The organism is Binatus sp. (SeqCode), assembly GCF_035272065.1.
Lineage (GTDB): Bacteria > Desulfobacterota > Binatia > Binatales > Binataceae > Binatus.
Genome location: NZ_DATEQZ010000034.1, coordinates 1 through 17649 on the forward strand (window position 1 = coordinate 1; position 17649 = coordinate 17649).

Here is a 17649-nt window from a genome sequence, read left to right on the forward strand (position 1 = left end):
GGCGCGGTGGGTCAGCGGCGATGATGTCCGCCAACAGAATCAGTTCATCGACCAACTGTTCGATCTGGCTGCCTGAGACCTCGCCGCCCAGTTCCGCTCGGGCCGTCCTCCGTCACAGCCTTCGAAGTTGCAACACTTCCCTACTAGGAATCTATCGCACGGGGCAGCCCTGAAGTCCGCGCTGATATCGCGCGCGCAAACAACTTCTTCAATGGCCAGGACCTGACCGAGATCAAAACCGTCGAGGAGTCGATGCGGCTGAACTCGATGTCAGGGCCGATGATTATCATCTCGGCGTCGGGGATGGCGTCGGGCGGCCGCGTCCTCCACCATCTCAAACGGCGCCTGCCCGACCGCCGCAACACCGTGATTCTCGTCGGCTACCAGGCCGCGGGAACTCGCGGCAGGTCCCTGCTCGACGGCGCCAGGATGGTGAAGATGCTGGGAGATTACGTCCCGGTCGCCGCGGAAATTATCGATGTCCCCGCCTTCTCTTCGCATGCCGATCAGCGCGAGATCTTGAACTGGCTCAAGCTCGCGACGGTTCCGCCGCGGCTCGTCTATATAGTTCACGGCGAGCCGCCCGCATCCGAAGCTCTGCGCGAACGCATCACGACTGAGCTGGGATGGAACGCCGTCGTACCGCGCAATCTCGAGCAGGTGCGTATAGACTAGCGGGCTGTGAGGGACTTTCGGCTTAAACATCTGCCGCTCGACACGATGCGTGAGCACGTGATCGTCATCCACGAGCGCGCTGTCCAGAATGGAAACCTGGGATTGCACCCGCTCGACCGCGCGCGCGTCTTCGGCATCGACAGCCAAACCGGCAAACAGCGCGAGATCACCGGCGTCCTGAACGTCTGCGGCGATGACCTGATTGAGCCCGACGAGATCGGACTCTCGGAGGAAGCATTTCGCGATCTCGGCTTGCCCCACGGCGCAGCGGTAGGAGCAAGTCTCGCGGTTGCACCGGCGAGCGTGGACCTGGTCCGGTCCAAGCTGAGGGGCAAACGCCTGCGACGTGAGGACTTCGATGCGATCCTGACCGACGTCGCGGCGCGGCGTTACTCACGCGTCGAGCTTTCGATGTTCGTGTTGGGGTGTGCCTTCGAAAAGTTTGACTTGTCAGAACTGACCGACTTCACGAGCGCGATGATCGCGACTGGCGAGCAGCTCAGGTTCGGCAGCTCGATCGTCGCCGACAAGCACTGTATCGGCGGTGTTCCTGGCAACCGAACCACCATGATCGTAGTTCCGATTCTCGCGGAACTCGGACTCAAAATTCCCAAGACTTCCTCGCGCGCTATTACCAGTCCTGCCGGCACCGGCGACACGATGGCGGTGCTGGCGGACGTCGCTCTCTCGGCTGAACGACTGTATCGAGTCGTCGAGGAAGTCGGCGGATGCATCGCTTGGGGCGGCGCGCTTGAGCTGGCGCCCGCCGACGACATCCTCATCACGGTCGAGCGCCCGATGGAGATCGACACCGAGGCGCAGATGGTCGCCTCGATTCTTGCCAAGAAAAAGACCGCCGGCGCGACGCACGTTCTGATCGACATACCCGTCGGGTCTTCGGCCAAGGTGAAAACTCCCGAATTTGCCGAGCATCTCAGCGGGTTGTTCATGGCCGTAGGCGAGCGGATCGGTCTGCGGCTCGAGATTGCGACGACCCGGGCGCTGGGCCCTGTCGGCTACGGCATCGGGCCGCGGTTGGAAGCGCTCGATGTCCTTTCGGTCCTCCGGCGCGAACCCGGCGCGCCCGCGGACCTGCGCGAAAAGTCGCTGATGCTCGCTGGTCGTCTGCTGGAAATGACCGGGGTCGAGCCTCCCTCGCGCGGCTATGAGGCGGCTCGCCGGACACTCGATTCCGGCGCCGCTCTCAAAAGGTTCGACCGTATCGTGGACGCGCAGGGACGACGCGAGATGCCTCCGGAAGCTGTCTGGCGCCGAACCCTTGCGGCGGGACAAGCCGGCAGGATTGCGCAGATCGATTGCTGGCAGATTTCGCGAGTGGCAAAACGTGCTGGCGCACCTTCGAATGCGTCAGCAGGCGTGAAGTTGTACAAGAATGTCGGCGATAGCGTGACGCAGGGCGAGCCAATTTTCGAAATTCACGCTGAAAGCGACTCACAGCTTCAGGCCGCCCTCGAATACAGCAATTCCGTGCGCCGCTTGGTCCGCTACGACGAGGGTCCGTAACCTGCCAAGTGGAGATCATATACGACGCGGGTCTTGGCGTTGCAGCACAGGAATCTTGTGGGTGCGAGGCTGCGAGAGGCGCCCTCCTCTGACTATTTCTTCGCCTGTTTATCCAGATATCGTGACGCAATTGAAGTGAAACAAGAAAGACCTTGAAGGGCCGAAACCGCTGCCATCATCTGACTAAATTTGATGCCGACCGAGTTACCCAACCAAGACGCGGCCCTTGGCGGTGCTGTCCTCGAAGTAAGTCATCTCTCTGTCAGCTTCGACCACACGGCGATCCTCGCGGACCTCAGTTTCACCGTGGCCCGCGGGGCTTCTCTTGCGGTCATTGGCCCGAACGGCTCCGGCAAAACGGTCCTGTTCCGCGCGCTCATCGGAGCGATACAATACGAAGGAACGATTCGCTGGGCGCCAGGAACAAAGTTCGGCTACGTCCCGCAGAAACTCGATATCGAGCGCGATCTTCCGATAACCGGAAGAGACCTCTTTGCGCGCCAAGCTGACGATCTCACACGCGGCGAAAGAAGAGGCGCTCCATGCTCTGGAACGCGTGGATCTGCGGGAAGAGGTGTTGGTTAAACCGATCGGAAGCATGTCAGGAGGCCAGTTTCAGCGTCTCTTGGTCGCGTTTGCGTTGATCGGGAAGCCCGACGTCCTCCTGCTCGACGAACCGGCAGCGGGTGTCGATGCTCCCGGCCAGGAAGCGCTGAATGCGGCACTTCGCCGACTCCAGCAAGAAGAGGCGATCACTACCCTTCTCATCTCGCATGACCTGAGCGTCGTTTACCGATACGCCTCCAGCGTTTTGTGCCTCGCCCGAGCACGCAGCTGTATAGGGCCGCCGCAGGTGGTCCTCACCCCCGAGCGGTTATCGGAAATCTACGGTACGCCAATCAGTTTCCACCTTCACGACGACCATGGACGCTAGGGCACTGATCGTCTGCGCCGCAATGGCAGTTGCGGCCGGGTTGGTCGGGTGTTTCGCGGTGATGCGAAGGATGACGTTGGCGGCTGATGCCTTCTCGCACGTCGCTTTGCCGGGAATCGGACTGGCTCTTGTGTTCAGACTCAATCCGCTGATCGGTGCGCTGGCCGCGCTGCTAGCGGGCAGCATGTTGATTTGGGCAATCGAGGGCAAGACGAACTTATCGACCGAAGCGATCACCGGAGTAGTGTTTTCAGTCGCGCTTGCGATAGGCAGCCTCACTGCTACGGGCGAAGAACTTATCGACGCCTTGTTCGGGGCGCCGGGCAGCATGACGATCGCGGAAACAGTATTCGCTTTGGTCGCCGCCCTTGCGGTGACCGGGTTCATTCTCAAGGCACGAGATCGTCTGCTCGTATCACTGGTCTCGACCGAGGTCGCGATCGCTTCGGGCATCGGCGTCGCGAGCTTGCAGCTCTCGTTCTTGGTCGCCTTCGCGGTGACCGTCGCGCTCGGAATGCGCTATCTCGGGGTGCTGCTCATGGGCTCTCTCATCATCATCCCTGCGACGGTTGCGAAGCGTCTGGCCCGAAGCATCGACGGCATGTTCGCGATTGCGATTGGATCTGCGCTCGTCTCTACACTCCTGGGCAGTTGGATAGCTGCTTTGACGGTGCGTCCTTCCGGGCCGATTATAGTAGCCATCGCGTTCTTCGTAAGCCTGCTCAAATCATGAGGGCTCGCAGGTTTGCAGTCCCCTGCAGGCCGACGCCGCAAGGAGGCTCCCACCCATGACCACCAGTGCACAAATCAGTGTCTATCCGTTGCGCCAGGAGCACCTCGGGCCCGCCATCGAGTCCGTGCGCAGTGCCCTTGAGGAGCGTGGATTGACTCCGCAAGTCGGACCAATGAGCACCACCGTTACAGGTGAAATCGGCATCATGTTCACCGCACTAGCCGACGCGTTCGCCAAGGCTGCAACTAACGGCCAGGTGGTCATGACCATTACGATTTCCAACGCGTGCCCGGTCGCAAGCTGATCCTTCAGCGGCAGCAGACGTCTTGGCCACAACGCGTCCTTCGAGTAGAGCCGGAGAAGTTGGTCCCGACATCTATGCCGAGTGGCGCGCGTCCACGCTCGGCGCGATCACCGAGTTGCTGGAACAGGAACTGGTTCTGGATCTGGCCGGGCCTCTGTTCGGCAAGTCCGTGCTGGATGTCGGTTGCGGGGACGGGACGCTCGCGGCCGAATTCCACCGCAAGCGAGCATCATTCGTCGTCGGCTGCGACCCTGACCCGCGCATGATCACAAAGGCAACCGCTCGGACAATAGCCGAGCCGGATGCGATGAGGTATTTGCTCGGCCGCGCCGAGCATCTCCCGTTCGGTGATCAAAGCTTTGACGTAGTAACGGCGGTAACGGTTCTTTGCTTCCTGGAACAGAGATCCCGCGCCGTGGAGGAAATGGCCCGCGTGCTCAAACCCGGCGGCCGTCTTGTCATAGGAGGCCTCGGTAGATTTAGCACGTGGGCGGCTTCCCGGCGCATTCGCGCTTGGTTGGGCAACGAGTTCTGGAGACGCGCGCGCTTTACAACCGCGCACGAGCTGCGCACCGCCGCAATCGCCGCCGGCCTGCACGTAGATCGGCTCCGGGGTGCGGTCTATTACCCACACTGTGCTCTGGCCGCCCGCACCATGAAGCCACTCGATCCACTCTTGGGCAGTGTCACGACTTTCGGAGCAGCGTTTATCGCGATGCTGGCCACCAGGAAAGCGTAATCATTAACCAGCGGCATCATGATTTCTGCTTAACGCGACGCCAGGTGTTTCAGGCTGTCCGATTCTCCGATAACGACCAGCAAATCATCGAGTTCGATCTGCGTATCGGCGGCGGGAATCAATTCGAGCGTTTTGTCATTGCGCTTCAACGCCACGATTCGAAGCCGTGGATTATCACGTTCCACCGCCGCGATGGTCTTTCCCGCCGCCGGGCTTTCGGGTGAGATCTTGATCTCTTCCAGATCGACCTCGGACTCACGGCCCGGCACCGAGAGTTGCAGAAAATCCACGACCGACGGACTCAGGATGCTCGCCGCGATTCTCATCCCGGCCCATTGATAGGCCGCGACGACCTGGTCGGCTCCCGCCAGCTTGAGCCGTCGCAGGCCGGCATCCAAGTCGCCGCGGGCGTAGATGAGAATCTTCGGATTTTTCTCGCGCGCCGAAAGCGTGATGTACACATTGTCCGCATCCGATCCGGTGGCAACGATTATCGCGCGCGCCGAACCTATGCCGGCGTCCTCGAGCACCGAATCTTCCAGCGCCGATCCAACAACGTGCAACGTGGCGGTAGCTTCCAGCTCGGCTTGCCTGGCGGGATCCGCTTCGATCACCACCATCGGGACGGTGTTGCGAGTCAGCTCTTCGACGACCGCGCGGCCGAAACGCCCGAAGCCGCACACGATCACATGTTCTTGGAGATTGTGGATTTTGCGATTCATCGCGCTCTTTCCGAGAAACTCCTTAAGGCTCCCCTCGATGACAAGTTCCCCGATCACCGAAAACAGGTAAATGGCGCTGCTGACACCTGTGACTATCAGCCCGATTGTAAAAAGACGACCGGCCGGGCTCAGCGGCTTCACCTCGCCGAAGCCGACCGTCGAGATGGTGATGACAGACATGTAAAACGCGTCGAGCACCGACATGTGCTCGATCAGGATGTAACCGGCTGCGCCGAATAGCGTCATCAGCGCGACCAGCGAAACTGCCTGCGCAAATCTGCGAGTTGGGGTCATCTTGATGGGGGATAGTCAGGTTTGCCGCGACTCCTCGTGCATTCTACATCATAGTTAGTGGCCTTGGATGATGTGTCCTTCGGAGCCACTTGAGTTGAGGTTGCTGGCTCCTTTTATCACAGGCCCTCACTTCCGATCGTTGATTTCGTAATCAATCACTTCCCGCTGTCTGGCACGGCTGATGCTGTCTCTCTCTTGGAATCCAAAAAATCAAAACAGATCTGCCAGGAGGCGAAACCATGGGCTTTCTAGAGAAATGGAGTCCGTCAACTGATCTTGAGCAGCTGCGTCACGAGTTCGACGACCTGCTCGAACGCTTCGGCTTCGACCGTACCGAGTTCAAGGCTTGGCCCATAGCGTCGAATCGCCCGGCAATCGAGTCGTCCATCGACGGGGATAAGTTCGTCGTGCGCGTCGATCTACCGGGAGTCGATCCCAAGAACATCGACGTGAATGTCGTAAACGGCATTCTGACGGTCAAAGGGACGCGCGAGGAAAAGCGCGAATCGGACAAGGCGTCGGTGTTCCGCCGTGAAATTCGCTACGGTTCATTCGAGCGAGCGATCAGCCTGCCCGAGGGAATCAAGGCAGACGATCTGAAGGCGGTGCATCACGACGGTGTGCTGGAACTCAGTGCTCCCTTGCCCAAAGAGAGCGCAGCCAAGACCATCAAGATCCAGGTCGAAGAAAAGAAGCCGGAGAGCGGAAAGAAGGCCGCCTGACCCGGGGCCTGTAGCGGAGTATGCTGTAGCTATGCGTTAAGCGCAGTTTTAAGAAAGATGGCTGCCATATTTTCGAGAATACTGTGCCCAATCGACTTCGAGCGTGACTCGATGGACGCGCTCGAGCTCGCTTGCCGGCTGGCGAAGCAGAACTCCGCTACAGTTTACCTGCTGACGGTAATCGGGATTCCGCCCGCTCCCGCCACCGCACTGCCACCCGTTCCCATCTTCCCTAACGTTGAGTTTGAAGCAGAGAGTCGCCGCCGGTTGGAAGCAGTTGCGGTGGAGAAACTGGCGGGGGTATCGCATGAAGTATTCGTCGCAAGCGGGAACGCGGCGCCGGAGATTCTCAATCTCGCCGCGCAACGGCACGTCGACCTGATCGTAATGGGCACGCACGGCCGTACTGGTGTGAAGCACTTCCTGCTTGGCAGCGTGGCGGAACGTGTCGTGCGCGAATCGCCGGTTCCAGTTTTGACGATCCATCCCAAGACCGCCGAGTGAGCTCCGCCTCAGTCGGCCTTTCGAACGTGAGCCGTTGAATGCGCCGTTAGAACTGGCACCGCTGATTCGCGCACGACGCGCTCGGCGACGCTGCCGAGAACCAGGTGACCCAAGCCCTTGCGTCCGTGCGTGCCCATCACGATCAAGTCGATAGCGAGGCCGTGCGCGGTATTGAGCACCTGTTCGGCCGGGTCGCCGCTGATAACGAGCGTTTCGTAGCGCACCGCGGCGGGAATCCGTTCTCGCCCGAGCTTGGCCAGATGCTCCTGTCGATCCTTCTCAAGGAATGGATAAGGATCCATAGGCACCGGCTGGAATCCAGCCGCGCCGGCCGGCACAGGCGCGACGTTCAACAAATACAGCTTCGCATCATTCTGCTGCGTTAGATTTAGAGCGACGTCGAGAGCCGCCAGCGAGTGCTGCGAAAAATCGATCGGGCACAGGATCTTCCGGAATAGCTGAATCATCGCTGCCTCCTGACCCAATCAGGCTGGGTTTACTCTTCCACCGACTCCTTCAGTTCTTCGGGCGGCGTCCAGACATTACGCGATGGCTCATCGACGTCTCCCTCGCCGGGACGCCTCCGCTCGGTCCGGTTCTTCTGGCAGTCGATGCAGTATGCGGCGAAGGGCACGGCTTTCAGCCGCTCAACCGGGATTTCTTGCTTGCATTTTTCGCAGATTCCATAACGCCCGCGCTCAAGCCGGCTGAATGCGTCATCTATCGCCTTCAGCCTTTCCTCACATCGTTCGATTAGACCAGCGTCCATCTCGACGTCTTCGAGCGAGCGCGCTATGTCCAATCCGTCAGCGGGCAGTTCCGCCGCGTCTTCTTGCTCCTCCTTGCGGAGCACGCGTACTCGAGCGAGCGCCTCATTGCGCGCCCGCGCCAGGATCTTGCGCAGATCGTTGAGTCGGACATCGTTTGCGATCGGCCGCGCCTTGGTTTTTCCGCTGGTACTGGATTTCATAGAAGCTCCCGGTGCCGTTACCTAATCGTCGTCCACATAAAGACCAAGCAATTCGCGGACCAGTGATCGATTAGCAAAACGAGGATGGCAAGCCCGTCGGGTAATATCGAGTGACGCGATCGGATACATAAGATTCCGCTGGTCATCACCTAATGCCCCATCGATCGCTCGCTGCCGGCTCGAAGTGCCAATCCCGCCGTCCAAAGGATAAACTGTCGCCATGGCACGGAAGCTGCCTTAGCTGGCAGAGGACCCGGATTATGCCAGTCGGTGTAGTTAGAACTCCAGAAGATGAAATCGCGTGGGAACGTGCGAAGGAACGCGCTCGCGAGCAATATCCGGATGCGCGCGGAGAGCAGTTCTATAGAATTGTGATGGCCATCTACAAGAAGATGACCCACTACACTCCAGCTCCGCGACGGCGCAAAAAGATTTCCTGGTAACGGACCTCGCGTGTACGAAACCGAATACAAGTCGAAGCTGATGTCGCCTGCGGACGCCGTCGAGTTGATCCCATCGCGCGGTACGCTCTCGATGGGCATGGCGGTCAGCGAGCCGCCCGCCTTGTTGACAGCGATCGAGAATCGCGTGAAGGCCGGCATGATCGAAGAGCTGCGCGTCTATTATTCGCACTCGATCACCGCCGCCGCCTTCACGATTCTCAAGTACGAGTACATGAACGTCATCAAACCGCATCCGTTCTTCCCGACTATCATCGAACGGCGGCTGTTCGAGCTGGGTCAGCGGGACAATCGGCGCGTGGTCTTTTACATGCCGGGAAATTTCAGCGCGATGCCGCGCACGTTGCGCGAAATAGGCATCGACGCCTTCGTCATGATGGTCGCGCCGATGGACAAGGGCGGGTTCTTCAGTTGCGGCACCAATGCCGACTACACCGTCCCCACCGCGCGAACCGCAAAGAAGCTGATTGTCGAAGTGAATCCCAAGATGCCGCGCGTGTTTGGCGATTCGTCGGTGCACATATCGGAAGTCGCGGCGATCGTCGAAAATGAAAGTCCGTTGTTCTCCATCCCCACCCGGCCGCTGACGCCGTCGGACGAGGTGATCAGCAAGCACATCGTCGAGATGGTTCCCGACCGCGCAACGCTCCAGGTAGGTGTCGGCGGTGTGCCCAATGCCGTGTGCGCCGCGCTGCAGGGCCACAAGGACTTGGGCATCCACACCGAACTGATGATGCCGTCTGTGGCGGCGCTGATTCAGTGCGGAGCTGTCACGAACAAGTACAAGAATCTGAATCGGTACAAGAACGTGTACACGCTCGCGGCCGGCGACGAGCCGTTCTACGAGTTTCTCAACGACAACTCGAGCATGGAGGCCCGCCCCGTCGATTACGTGAACGACCCGAGCGTCATCGGGCAGAACGATCTGGTAATCTCGATCAGCGCGTTTCTCGAAGTCGGACTTGACGGCGAAGTGAATTCTGAAGCGATCATGGGCAAGCAATACAGCGCGCCCGGCGGCCAGTTGGATTTTGTACGCGGCGCTCAGCTATCGAAGGGCGGTAAATCGATTCTCGCCGCCTACTCGACCGCCAGCAAAGGCGCCATCTCGCGCATCGTGCCGAAGATCGAAGGACCTACCACCGACCCGAGAACCGATACCCAGTATGTCGTCACCGAATATGGAGTGGCATGCCTTAGCGGCAAATCGACCGCGCAAAGGGCCGAGGCGCTGATTGCGATCGCTCATCCGGAATTTCGCGAGGGACTTCGTCTCGGCGCGCAGCAATTAGGTTACCTGTAAGATGCTTTTGGAGAAGTGAGTATGAAGGAATTGAAAGTTCGCGACGTGATGACGGCGGATCCCACCACCCTCAAGCGCAACGACAAGCTCACGCTGGCCGACGACATCATGCGCCTGGGGCGGGTTCGCCACTTGCCCGTGCTCGACGATGACGGTGAGGCGCTGGTCGGCATCGTGACCCAGCGCGATCTTTTTCGCGACGCGCTCGCGCAGGCGCTCGGCTATGGCAGGCACGCTCAGCGGAAAATCCTCGACACGCTCTCGGTCAAAGACGTGATGGCGACCGACGTTGTCACTACCGGCCCGGATACTTCTCTGATCGAGGCCGCACGAATCTTGACCGAGCGAAAGATCGGCTGCCTTCCGGTGGTCGAGAATGGGCGCCTGGTCGGCATCCTGACCGAGGGCGATTTCGTCGCGTTAGTCGCGCGCCGGTAATTGTGGCCACGACATAAAGGAGCGGCCCGCTCGCTTTGCCAACCGTTTCAGGCTCCTCGCGGCTGACGTGGCGCCGCCAGGCTTAATCCGCCCGAGTCTGCGTTCCAACGCCCCATTTCAGCGGTTGGCAGCGTGGCCGTCACGCGACTATTGATACAAGACGCCGCATCGAGCAGGCGAGCTTCAGAACAACGCGGAGAGAAATCATGGGTAAACTCGAAAAGAAGGTTGCAGTCATTACTGGTGCGGCGAGCGGAATCGGCCGCGCCACCGCAATTCGATTCGCGGGCGAAGGAGCTGCGGTCGTGATTGCCGACCTTAATCGTGAGGGCGGCGAGGCCGCAGTGCGCGACTGCAGGGAGAACGGCGGCAACGCGGTCTTCCAGCTTACCGACGTCTCGAGTGAAGAAGACATCAAGAGCGCGGTCGATCGCGCGGCCAGGGAATTCGGACATCTCGATATCATCTATAATAACGCAGGCCTGGGCGGCGCGGTCGGACCGCTCGAAAAAACCAGTGCGGAAAACTGGGACCGCAGCTTCTCGATTCTGCTGCGCGCCGTATTCCTCGGCATCAAGCACGCGGTGCCCGAGATGCGTAAGACGGGCGGCGGTTCCATCATCTCGACCGCCTCGATCGCCGGGCTGCGTGGCGCCGCCGGGTTACACGCATACTGCGCGGCCAAGGCAGGGGTGATCAGCCTGACCCGCTCGGCTTCGATCGAACTCGCCAAGGACAAGATTCGTGTCAATTGCATCTGCCCTGGCCTGATCGCGACTCCCCTGACCTACAATCGCATCCCGGGCGGCGAGCAAGCCGCGGCGCAACTCTTTGCGGCTTTCCAGCCCTGGCCGCGCGCGGGACGCCCCGAAGACATTGCGGCAATGGCTCTGTTTCTGGCCAGCGATGACTCCGAGTTCGTCAGCGGTCAAGCAATGGTCGTCGATGGCGCAGTGACCTCGGGAATGGGCGCGGGAAGTTTGGCCCGCGGCTCGCAGGCGTCTACTCCGTCGATCCTCGATGACGAATGGTCAGGTCCGTCTTTCCAAATGAAGCGGCCGTCGTAAGGTTGTCTATTCTGCTGTCAGATGCCGAGCACGTCGCGTAATGCCTTTGTCCAGCCGAGCCAGCGTTGGTCGGGGCCGCTCACGCCGTCCCACAACATGCTGTTGCATACATAGGCCACCGCAGTGCCGGATTCCGGATGCGCGAACGCCATGCGGCCGCCCGCGCCTCCATGACCGAACGATCCCGCACTCAGCATCGGCTCGATCGCGCGCGGCAACTCGAAGCCCAATCCGAATCTCTGCGGCCCGGGCCCGACCAGCGGCATCAGAGATGCCGGCGCTCCAAGCCCCTCATTCTGCGATACGCGTGCACTCTCCATCGTCTCGCGCGTCAGCAGGCGGATGCCATCGATCTCGCCGATGCAGGCGGCGTACATCTTTGCGAGCGCGCGCGCATTCGCGATGCCATTGCCGAACGGCAGCTCAGCGGCGCGCGCTTCGCGCGTGTTGATGAGATTCAACCCCTCAGCGCCAGTCGTGAACATGTTGAACGCAGCGCGCACCGGGCGTGAGTTCATGTCCAGCCCCAGGCTGGAGAACAGCGCGCGGGACTGCTCCTCGGTTAGCTGCGCCGCCGGAACGATGTGTGGCGCGACGCGATGCTCCTGCTCGGACGGCAGCCCGATCCACAGGTCAAGCTTGAGCGGGCCGGCGATTTCCGCATCGACGAACTCGCCGACGGTTTTTCCGGAGACGCGGCGGACGAGCTCGCCGGCCAAATAGCCAAAGGTCAAGGCGTGATAGAAGTAAGCCGAGCCCGGTTTCCACCATGGCCCCATGTTCGCTAGCGCCGCGGTACAGCGCTTCCAGTCGAACAGGGTGCGGCCGGAAATTCCGGCTTCCTCGTCAAAGCCCATAAGTCCTGCTCGATGTGCAAGGATGTCGCGAACCGTGATAGACGCCTTTTCTTTGGCCGCGAACTCCGGCCAATAGCGTGCAACATGCGCGTCATAGTCGATCAATCCGCGCTGGGCCAGCATGTGGACGCATACGGCGGTGACCGCTTTGGTGCACGACATCAATACCGTGATCGTGTCGGCATTAAACGGACGGCCATTCAGCTTGTCCATTCCCGCCCATAGATCGACCACTCTCCTGCCGTACCGATAAACGCATAGCTGCGCGCCGCCTTCGTCCTGGGCCTGTCCCTCCGCGAATGCGTCCCGCACCGCCCCGAACCCGGGTCCCACCGTTCCTTCAGCGCGCATAGTCGCCACCTCGAATTCCTTCGTCGCCGCTAGCCTAGCTTCGCCTGGTGAAGAGTGTCGCACCTGCGCCAATCAGAAAAAACACCCCCGAACCTATCAGGATACTCACAAGCACATGTACCAAACCGACGGTTGATTCGGCGAAAACTAGTGGTGCCAGACTGGCCCAATCGGCGCTACGCCCGCAACAGAAATGATCGCACCAGCCTAGCCTTCACTATCTCGACGAGGATCAGGTAGATGATGACGGCGACCAGGAGGAAAAGAAAGAAAACAGCCGGCAACGGCACGAATCCGAGGCGTCCAGCCAATGGAGAGAACGGCAGAAGCAGACCGATGATCACGATAAGAATTGTGGTCGATGCGAGCGGCAGGCTTGGGCGGTTGCTCCATGGTCTGCCCGCCGTGCGAATCACGAACAGCACTAGGGTTTGAGTCGCGAGCGACTCGACGAACCATCCTGTATGGAAGAACGCTTCGGATGAGCGAAAGACGGTCAGCAGGATGTAGAACGTCAGAAAGTCGAAGATCGAGCTTATCGGCCCAATCGCTATCATGAAGTTGCGAATGATCCTGACGTTCCATTTCTGCGGAGCCCGAACGTACGCCGGATCGACGTTGTCGGTTGGGATCGTCACCTGCGCAAGATCGTAAAGGAAATTGTTCAACAGGATTTGCGTCGGCAGCATCGGCAGAAACGGAAGAAACAGCGTCGCCGCGGCCATGCTGAACATGTTGCCGAAATTCGAACTGGTGCCCATCAGGATGTACTTGAGGACGTTGCCGAACGCCTTGCGCCCCTCGATGATCCCGCCGTGAAGAACGTCGAGCGCGTGCTCGAGTAGAATGATGTCCGCAGCGTCCCTGGCAACATCGACGGCGCCGGCCACCGAGATGCCGACGTCGGCGGCGTGCAACGAGGGTGCGTCGTTGATTCCGTCGCCAAGAAAACCGACGACGTGGCCGCGGCTCTTGAGCGCACGTATTATCCGGTTCTTCTGGCCGGGCGATACTCGCGCGAAGACATCGGCTTCTTCGGCGACGTGGAACAGGGCGGAATCTGTCATGCGCTCCAGTTCGGCGCCCAGGACTATCCTCGCGCTGTCTATGCCGACCCGCTCGCACACATGCTTGGTCACCAGCTCGTTGTCGCCGGTGAGAATTTTGATCCCCACGCCGTCCTCGTGCAACGCGACGATGGTCTCCGCGACTCCTTCCACCACCGGGTCAAGAAAGGTGAGGAATCCCGCGAAGACGAGGTCGCGCTCGTCCTCGCACTTCAGGCCCTGGCTGTGCTCAATCTGCCGATAAGCAACGGCAAGGACTCGCAAGCCGCTGGCGCTCAGCGAGCGGAACGTTTCGATGCATCGCCGGCGCTCAGCGTCGCCCAGCGGCCGGCAATTACCGGCAACTTCGATCGAGGTGCTCACTTCAAGCACGCCCTCGGGCGCTCCTTTTGTGATGAGCATGCAGGCGCCATCGGCGGCCCTGACGACGATCGAGAGCCGGCGCCGCTCGAAATCGAAAGGAATCTCATCGGTCTTCTCGCATTCGTCGACGCCCGGTGGCGGATGCTTCAGGATGCACGCGTCGAGCGGACTCTTGATTCCCGATTCAAAGCGGCTGTTCCGATAGCCAAGAAACAGAGCGCGTTCGCAAGGTTCTCCGAACGGATCGAGCGAGGAATCCAGTTCCATCTCGCCTGAGGTCAAGGTCCCGGTCTTGTCGCTGCAGAGCAGGTCGATGCTGCCGAGGTTCTCGATAGCGTCGAGGTGTTTCACGATCACTTTGCTGCGCGCCATTCGTATCGCGCCCATCGAAAGCGTGACCGTGGTGATCATCGGCAGGAACTCCGGGGTCAGCCCTACCGCAAGCGCCACCGCGAACAGCAGCGACTCGAGTGCGTTGCGATGCATCCCTATGCTGACCATCAAGATGAACAGCACGAGAAAGAAAACTGTCTTCATGATCAGGATCCCGAATTGTCGCGTGCCGCGATCGAATTCGGTTTCAGGAGGACGCTCGGAGAGGCGCGCCGCGATATCGCCGAAGCTGGTTCGCGGTCCGGTCGCAAGCACAAGTGCAGTCGCCGTGCCGCTCACTACTGATGTGCCAAGGAAAACCAGATCAGGGCGCGTCGCTTCGGTCGCGTCGGGCTCTCCCGCGCCAATGTATTTCTCCACCGGCATCGATTCACCGGTCAGCGCCGCCTGCTGAACATGAAGATCCTGACTTCGGATCAAGCGGGCGTCGGCCGGAACCAGATCGCCCGCCGACAGCCGCACAACGTCGCTTGGCACGATCTGGCGGCGTGGTGTTTCGATCCAGTTGCCGTCGCGCTTTACGGTCGCGGTGGGCGCCACCTGATCCCTCAAGCGCTGTACCGCTCTTTCCGAGCGGTAGGCCTGGATGAAATTGAGCACGACGCTCAAAACGACCATCATGGCAATTATGATCGCGTCGACCACCTGGCCCAGAAATGTCGAGATCGCGCTGGCGATCAGCAGGATCAGGACCAGCGGGTTGGCGCAGAAGCGCAGGAATTGAAATAGCGGCCCCGCGATCTTTGCGGGTACGGGCTCGTTGGGACCGAACTCGGCAAAACGTCGTTCCGCCTCCGCCCCAGAGAGGCCAATTTCAGACTCGTCGCCGCTCGCGAGTGTATCCTTCGGTTGTAGAGCGCGAGCTACTTGACCCATGTGCTCCGCCAGATGACTTGCATTGTTCCTACCGCGCTCTGAGCGTAAGCACCGGTACGGGAGATTCGCGAACAATCCGCTCAGCCACGCTCCCCAGCATCGCCTTTTTGAGACCGCGGCGTCCGTGGGTCGGAATAACAATCAGGTCGGCCTCGAATACTGCAACAGCGGCCAGTATTTCATTTACGACTTCGCCAGTGCGGATCACGAACTCATACGGAACCTGACCTGCCAGATTTGTCCGTGCCTGCTGTTGCAGGCTCATCCTGCCGCCCGCTTCCCAGCCCTGATCCGAGCCAAAATCAGACATGACGTTGAGCACGTAGAGTTTCGCGTTATTTTGCTGAGCCAGGCTTTTGCTCAATTCGAGAGCGTCCAGATACAACTCATCGAAGTCGATCGGGCACAGAATTGATTTGAAGAGCGCGTCCATTGCGACCCGCCGAGCGGGGCGAAAGCTACAACTACTCCGATTCCTGCGTCGCGCTCAAATGCAGCGGGCGCAGCCGCGACGACTTTTTGGACTGATGGTCCTGCATGCGGCGCAGGATGTCGTCAAGCGCGCTGACCGCCGCGACGATGTGAGGCCCCTTGTTCAGCATCACGCACTCGGCGCGTTCTCCCATCGCGGCGTCAGTGATCTCGGCGCGAGTTGGTTGACCTTTTTTGGCGAGCGACTCGAGGACCTGCGTGGCCCAGATGACGGGTAGATGCGCCGCCTCGCAGATCCATAAAATTTCCTCCTGAACTTCCGCCAACCGTTCATAACCGCACTCGACTGCCAGATCTCCTCGCGCGATCATGATGCCCACCGGATGCTGTCGCATCGTGGCAAGCATGAGGCTGGGCAAGCGCTCGAAGCCTTGACGCGTCTCAATTTTCAGCACGATTCCCAGGTGACTGCCACCAAGCTCGCGCAGTCGCGCTTGAAGTTGAAGGATATCGCGCTCGTGGCGCACGAATGACATCCCGACCAGATCCGCGTGGCGAACGACAAACTCGAGGTCTTCGAGATCTTTCGGCGTAATTGCGGGCAGGCCGATGCTCGTATCGGGCAGATTGATTCCCTTGTCGGCTCCGAGGCGATCGCCGCGTGCCCTGGCGTGAGTAATCTCAATGCGAAGCGCGTCAGGCTCGACCTCCCTCACGATTCCGCCTATCTTGCCGTCGTCGAACCAAATCTTCTGACCAGCTTTAACCTTCGAGAAAATCTCTGGCAGCGTACACGAGATCGATGCGGAAGTTAGCGTCCGTCCGCCCGAATCGATCGAGGCGTTTTTCCCCAGGATGGGTGCGCGGGTGAGCAACAGGAAATCACCTTTGTGAAGCATGATTCCCTGCTCGCGCGGTGGTAAATCGCCGACCTGTACTTCGCGCCTTGTGTCCTTGCCCGCGTCGTCGCGCACTAATGCAGTTCCCGGAGTCACGTAGGCGGTTTGGCTGCATCGAGCCCATCGCCCTTTCTCGCTACCGCCGACCACTTCGAGAACTCGTCGTTTGCCGCGTGCATCTTTGAAGTGAATGCGTTCTCCGGCTCTCACCTCCGCAAGCCATTGGGCCGAGACAGACAATGCCGCGTCCGCACCCGCCGGAAGAGAGCTGGTTCTCTCCGCGGGCTCGAGCCAAATTCGCGCTGGCTCCGTGACGCGTCCAAAACCATCGCGCTTCGGATGCCACACGACCACCCGGGGACCCGGTTCTATCGCTCCGGTTCGGAGCTTCGGCCCTGCGAGATCCATTAGCAGACGGCACGGCAACCCCAATTCCCGCCGCGCCCGTTCCAGATGATTTACCATCCGGCCCCATACTTCCGGAGTATCGTGCGCGCAGTTTATCCTCATACAGTTCATTCCGCGGGAAACGAGGTCGCGCACCAACGGGTAGTCATCCGCGGCCTCGGATGACATGGTCACCATGATGCGGACGTTGCGATGCTCCGGCGCGGGACCGAGCAGCGCCTCAGTGTGCGCCGCGAGCAAAGACCTGCCCTCGCGAAAGCCCGGATATTCCGACGGTGCCTGTACTTCAATCTGACGTCCTGCCAGATGATGGAGAGCGACGAGGACGGCGTTTAGCGTGCTCATCACATGAGCTTCGGTCCTGCCGAGCGATGAGAGGCCGAGAGCGGCGAGTTCTTCCTGGAGTGTCCGGATATCCTGGTGCCTCAGCGCCAGATAGTGGATCAAATTGATCGCGCTCTTTCGATATGCGGGATGGACGGCCGATGCACGCGCGCGAAGATCGCTCTCGTGCTTGATCAGCGAACAAAGAATCTCGTGAAGCTTCGAGATTAGCTCTCCGAACGAATCCGTACTTACTACGGGCGATGCTGATTCATTTTTCACGACGGCA

Annotated in this window: 20 protein-coding genes; 13 read left to right on the forward strand and 7 right to left on the reverse strand. The window is 60.2% G+C overall.

All coding sequences use genetic code 11. The features are described from left to right. Nucleotides 1-186 precede the first annotated feature (186 nt). The 7 genes from VJX68_RS05595 (at nt 187) to VJX68_RS05625 (ending at nt 4909) form a co-directional block, all read left to right on the forward strand. Nucleotides 187-675: an MBL fold metallo-hydrolase gene (locus VJX68_RS05595; RefSeq protein ID WP_324094704.1), complete on the forward strand. Its 489-nt coding sequence runs from the start codon at nt 187-189 to the stop codon at nt 673-675. Nucleotides 676-681: 6 nt separating this feature from the next. Then, entirely contained in the window at nt 682-2199 is a 1518-nt protein-coding gene (locus VJX68_RS05600; protein WP_324094676.1) for a thymidine phosphorylase family protein, read from the forward strand. A gap of 192 nt (nt 2200-2391) precedes the next feature. Then, nucleotides 2392-2784, forward strand: coding sequence for an ATP-binding cassette domain-containing protein (locus VJX68_RS19295; RefSeq protein WP_414643457.1), 393 nt, complete (start codon nt 2392-2394; stop codon nt 2782-2784). Then, nucleotides 2693-3133, forward strand: a complete 441-nt coding sequence (locus VJX68_RS05610) for an ATP-binding cassette domain-containing protein (protein ID WP_324094678.1) — start codon at nt 2693-2695, stop codon at nt 3131-3133. The genes VJX68_RS19295 and VJX68_RS05610 overlap by 92 nt, the downstream gene beginning before the upstream one ends. A gap of 22 nt (nt 3134-3155) precedes the next feature. Continuing rightward, complete coding sequence (locus tag VJX68_RS05615; protein WP_324094679.1) at nt 3156-3866, forward strand: metal ABC transporter permease; 711 nt, start codon at nt 3156-3158, stop codon at nt 3864-3866. A gap of 55 nt (nt 3867-3921) precedes the next feature. Continuing rightward, on the forward strand, nt 3922-4170 hold the full coding sequence (locus VJX68_RS05620; RefSeq protein ID WP_324094680.1) for a YkoF family thiamine/hydroxymethylpyrimidine-binding protein: 249 nt from the start codon (nt 3922-3924) through the stop codon (nt 4168-4170). A 22-nt stretch (nt 4171-4192) separates the two neighbouring features. Beyond that, nucleotides 4193-4909, forward strand: coding sequence for a class I SAM-dependent methyltransferase (locus tag VJX68_RS05625; protein ID WP_324094681.1), 717 nt, complete (start codon nt 4193-4195; stop codon nt 4907-4909). 29 nt (nt 4910-4938) lie between these two features. Here VJX68_RS05625 and VJX68_RS05630 read toward each other — a convergent pair whose 3' ends face one another. Continuing rightward, complete coding sequence (locus VJX68_RS05630; protein WP_324094682.1) at nt 4939-5925, reverse strand: potassium channel family protein; 987 nt, start codon at nt 5923-5925, stop codon at nt 4939-4941. A gap of 239 nt (nt 5926-6164) precedes the next feature. On the opposite strand from VJX68_RS05630, the gene VJX68_RS05635 reads away from it, so the two are divergent. Next, nucleotides 6165-6647: an Hsp20/alpha crystallin family protein gene (locus VJX68_RS05635; RefSeq protein WP_324094683.1), complete on the forward strand. Its 483-nt coding sequence runs from the start codon at nt 6165-6167 to the stop codon at nt 6645-6647. 57 nt (nt 6648-6704) lie between these two features. After that, entirely contained in the window at nt 6705-7151 is a 447-nt protein-coding gene (locus tag VJX68_RS05640) for a universal stress protein (RefSeq protein ID WP_324094684.1), read from the forward strand. A gap of 8 nt (nt 7152-7159) precedes the next feature. On the opposite strand, the gene VJX68_RS05645 is transcribed toward VJX68_RS05640, so the two are convergent. Both VJX68_RS05645 and VJX68_RS05650 read right to left on the reverse strand, forming a co-directional pair. Continuing rightward, a complete protein-coding gene (locus tag VJX68_RS05645; RefSeq protein WP_324094685.1) occupies nt 7160-7618 on the reverse strand; it encodes a universal stress protein in 459 nt (152 codons plus the stop codon). Nucleotides 7619-7647: 29 nt separating this feature from the next. After that, entirely contained in the window at nt 7648-8121 is a 474-nt protein-coding gene (locus tag VJX68_RS05650; protein ID WP_324094686.1) for a TraR/DksA family transcriptional regulator, read from the reverse strand. A 260-nt stretch (nt 8122-8381) separates the two neighbouring features. Here VJX68_RS05650 and VJX68_RS05655 point away from each other — a divergent pair, with 260 nt between their 5' ends. The 4 genes from VJX68_RS05655 to VJX68_RS05670 all read left to right on the forward strand — a co-directional run bounded on the left by VJX68_RS05655 (nt 8382) and on the right by VJX68_RS05670 (nt 11390). Then, the gene (locus VJX68_RS05655) at nt 8382-8564 is read left to right on the forward strand and encodes a hypothetical protein (RefSeq protein ID WP_324094687.1); all 183 of its coding nucleotides are present in this window, start codon (nt 8382-8384) and stop codon (nt 8562-8564) included. Nucleotides 8565-8574: 10 nt separating this feature from the next. After that, nucleotides 8575-9885, forward strand: coding sequence for an acetyl-CoA hydrolase/transferase family protein (locus tag VJX68_RS05660; protein WP_324094688.1), 1311 nt, complete (start codon nt 8575-8577; stop codon nt 9883-9885). Nucleotides 9886-9906: 21 nt separating this feature from the next. Then, nucleotides 9907-10323, forward strand: coding sequence for a CBS domain-containing protein (locus tag VJX68_RS05665; protein WP_324094689.1), 417 nt, complete (start codon nt 9907-9909; stop codon nt 10321-10323). A gap of 206 nt (nt 10324-10529) precedes the next feature. Next, nucleotides 10530-11390 (forward strand): SDR family NAD(P)-dependent oxidoreductase, encoded by an 861-nt coding sequence (locus tag VJX68_RS05670; protein WP_324094690.1) that lies wholly within the window; start codon nt 10530-10532, stop codon nt 11388-11390. 17 nt (nt 11391-11407) lie between these two features. On the opposite strand, the gene VJX68_RS05675 is transcribed toward VJX68_RS05670, so the two are convergent. The 4 genes from VJX68_RS05675 to VJX68_RS05690 all read right to left on the reverse strand — a co-directional run bounded on the left by VJX68_RS05675 (nt 11408) and on the right by VJX68_RS05690 (nt 17642). After that, the gene (locus VJX68_RS05675; protein ID WP_324094705.1) at nt 11408-12598 is read right to left on the reverse strand and encodes a serine hydrolase domain-containing protein; all 1191 of its coding nucleotides are present in this window, start codon (nt 12596-12598) and stop codon (nt 11408-11410) included. A gap of 176 nt (nt 12599-12774) precedes the next feature. Then, on the reverse strand, nt 12775-15297 hold the full coding sequence (gene mgtA / locus VJX68_RS05680) for a magnesium-translocating P-type ATPase (protein WP_324094691.1): 2523 nt from the start codon (nt 15295-15297) through the stop codon (nt 12775-12777). A 28-nt stretch (nt 15298-15325) separates the two neighbouring features. Then, complete coding sequence (locus tag VJX68_RS05685; RefSeq protein ID WP_324094692.1) at nt 15326-15730, reverse strand: universal stress protein; 405 nt, start codon at nt 15728-15730, stop codon at nt 15326-15328. Nucleotides 15731-15761: 31 nt separating this feature from the next. After that, nucleotides 15762-17642: a pyruvate kinase gene (locus tag VJX68_RS05690; RefSeq protein ID WP_324094693.1), complete on the reverse strand. Its 1881-nt coding sequence runs from the start codon at nt 17640-17642 to the stop codon at nt 15762-15764. Between the last annotated feature and the right edge of the window lie 7 nt (nt 17643-17649).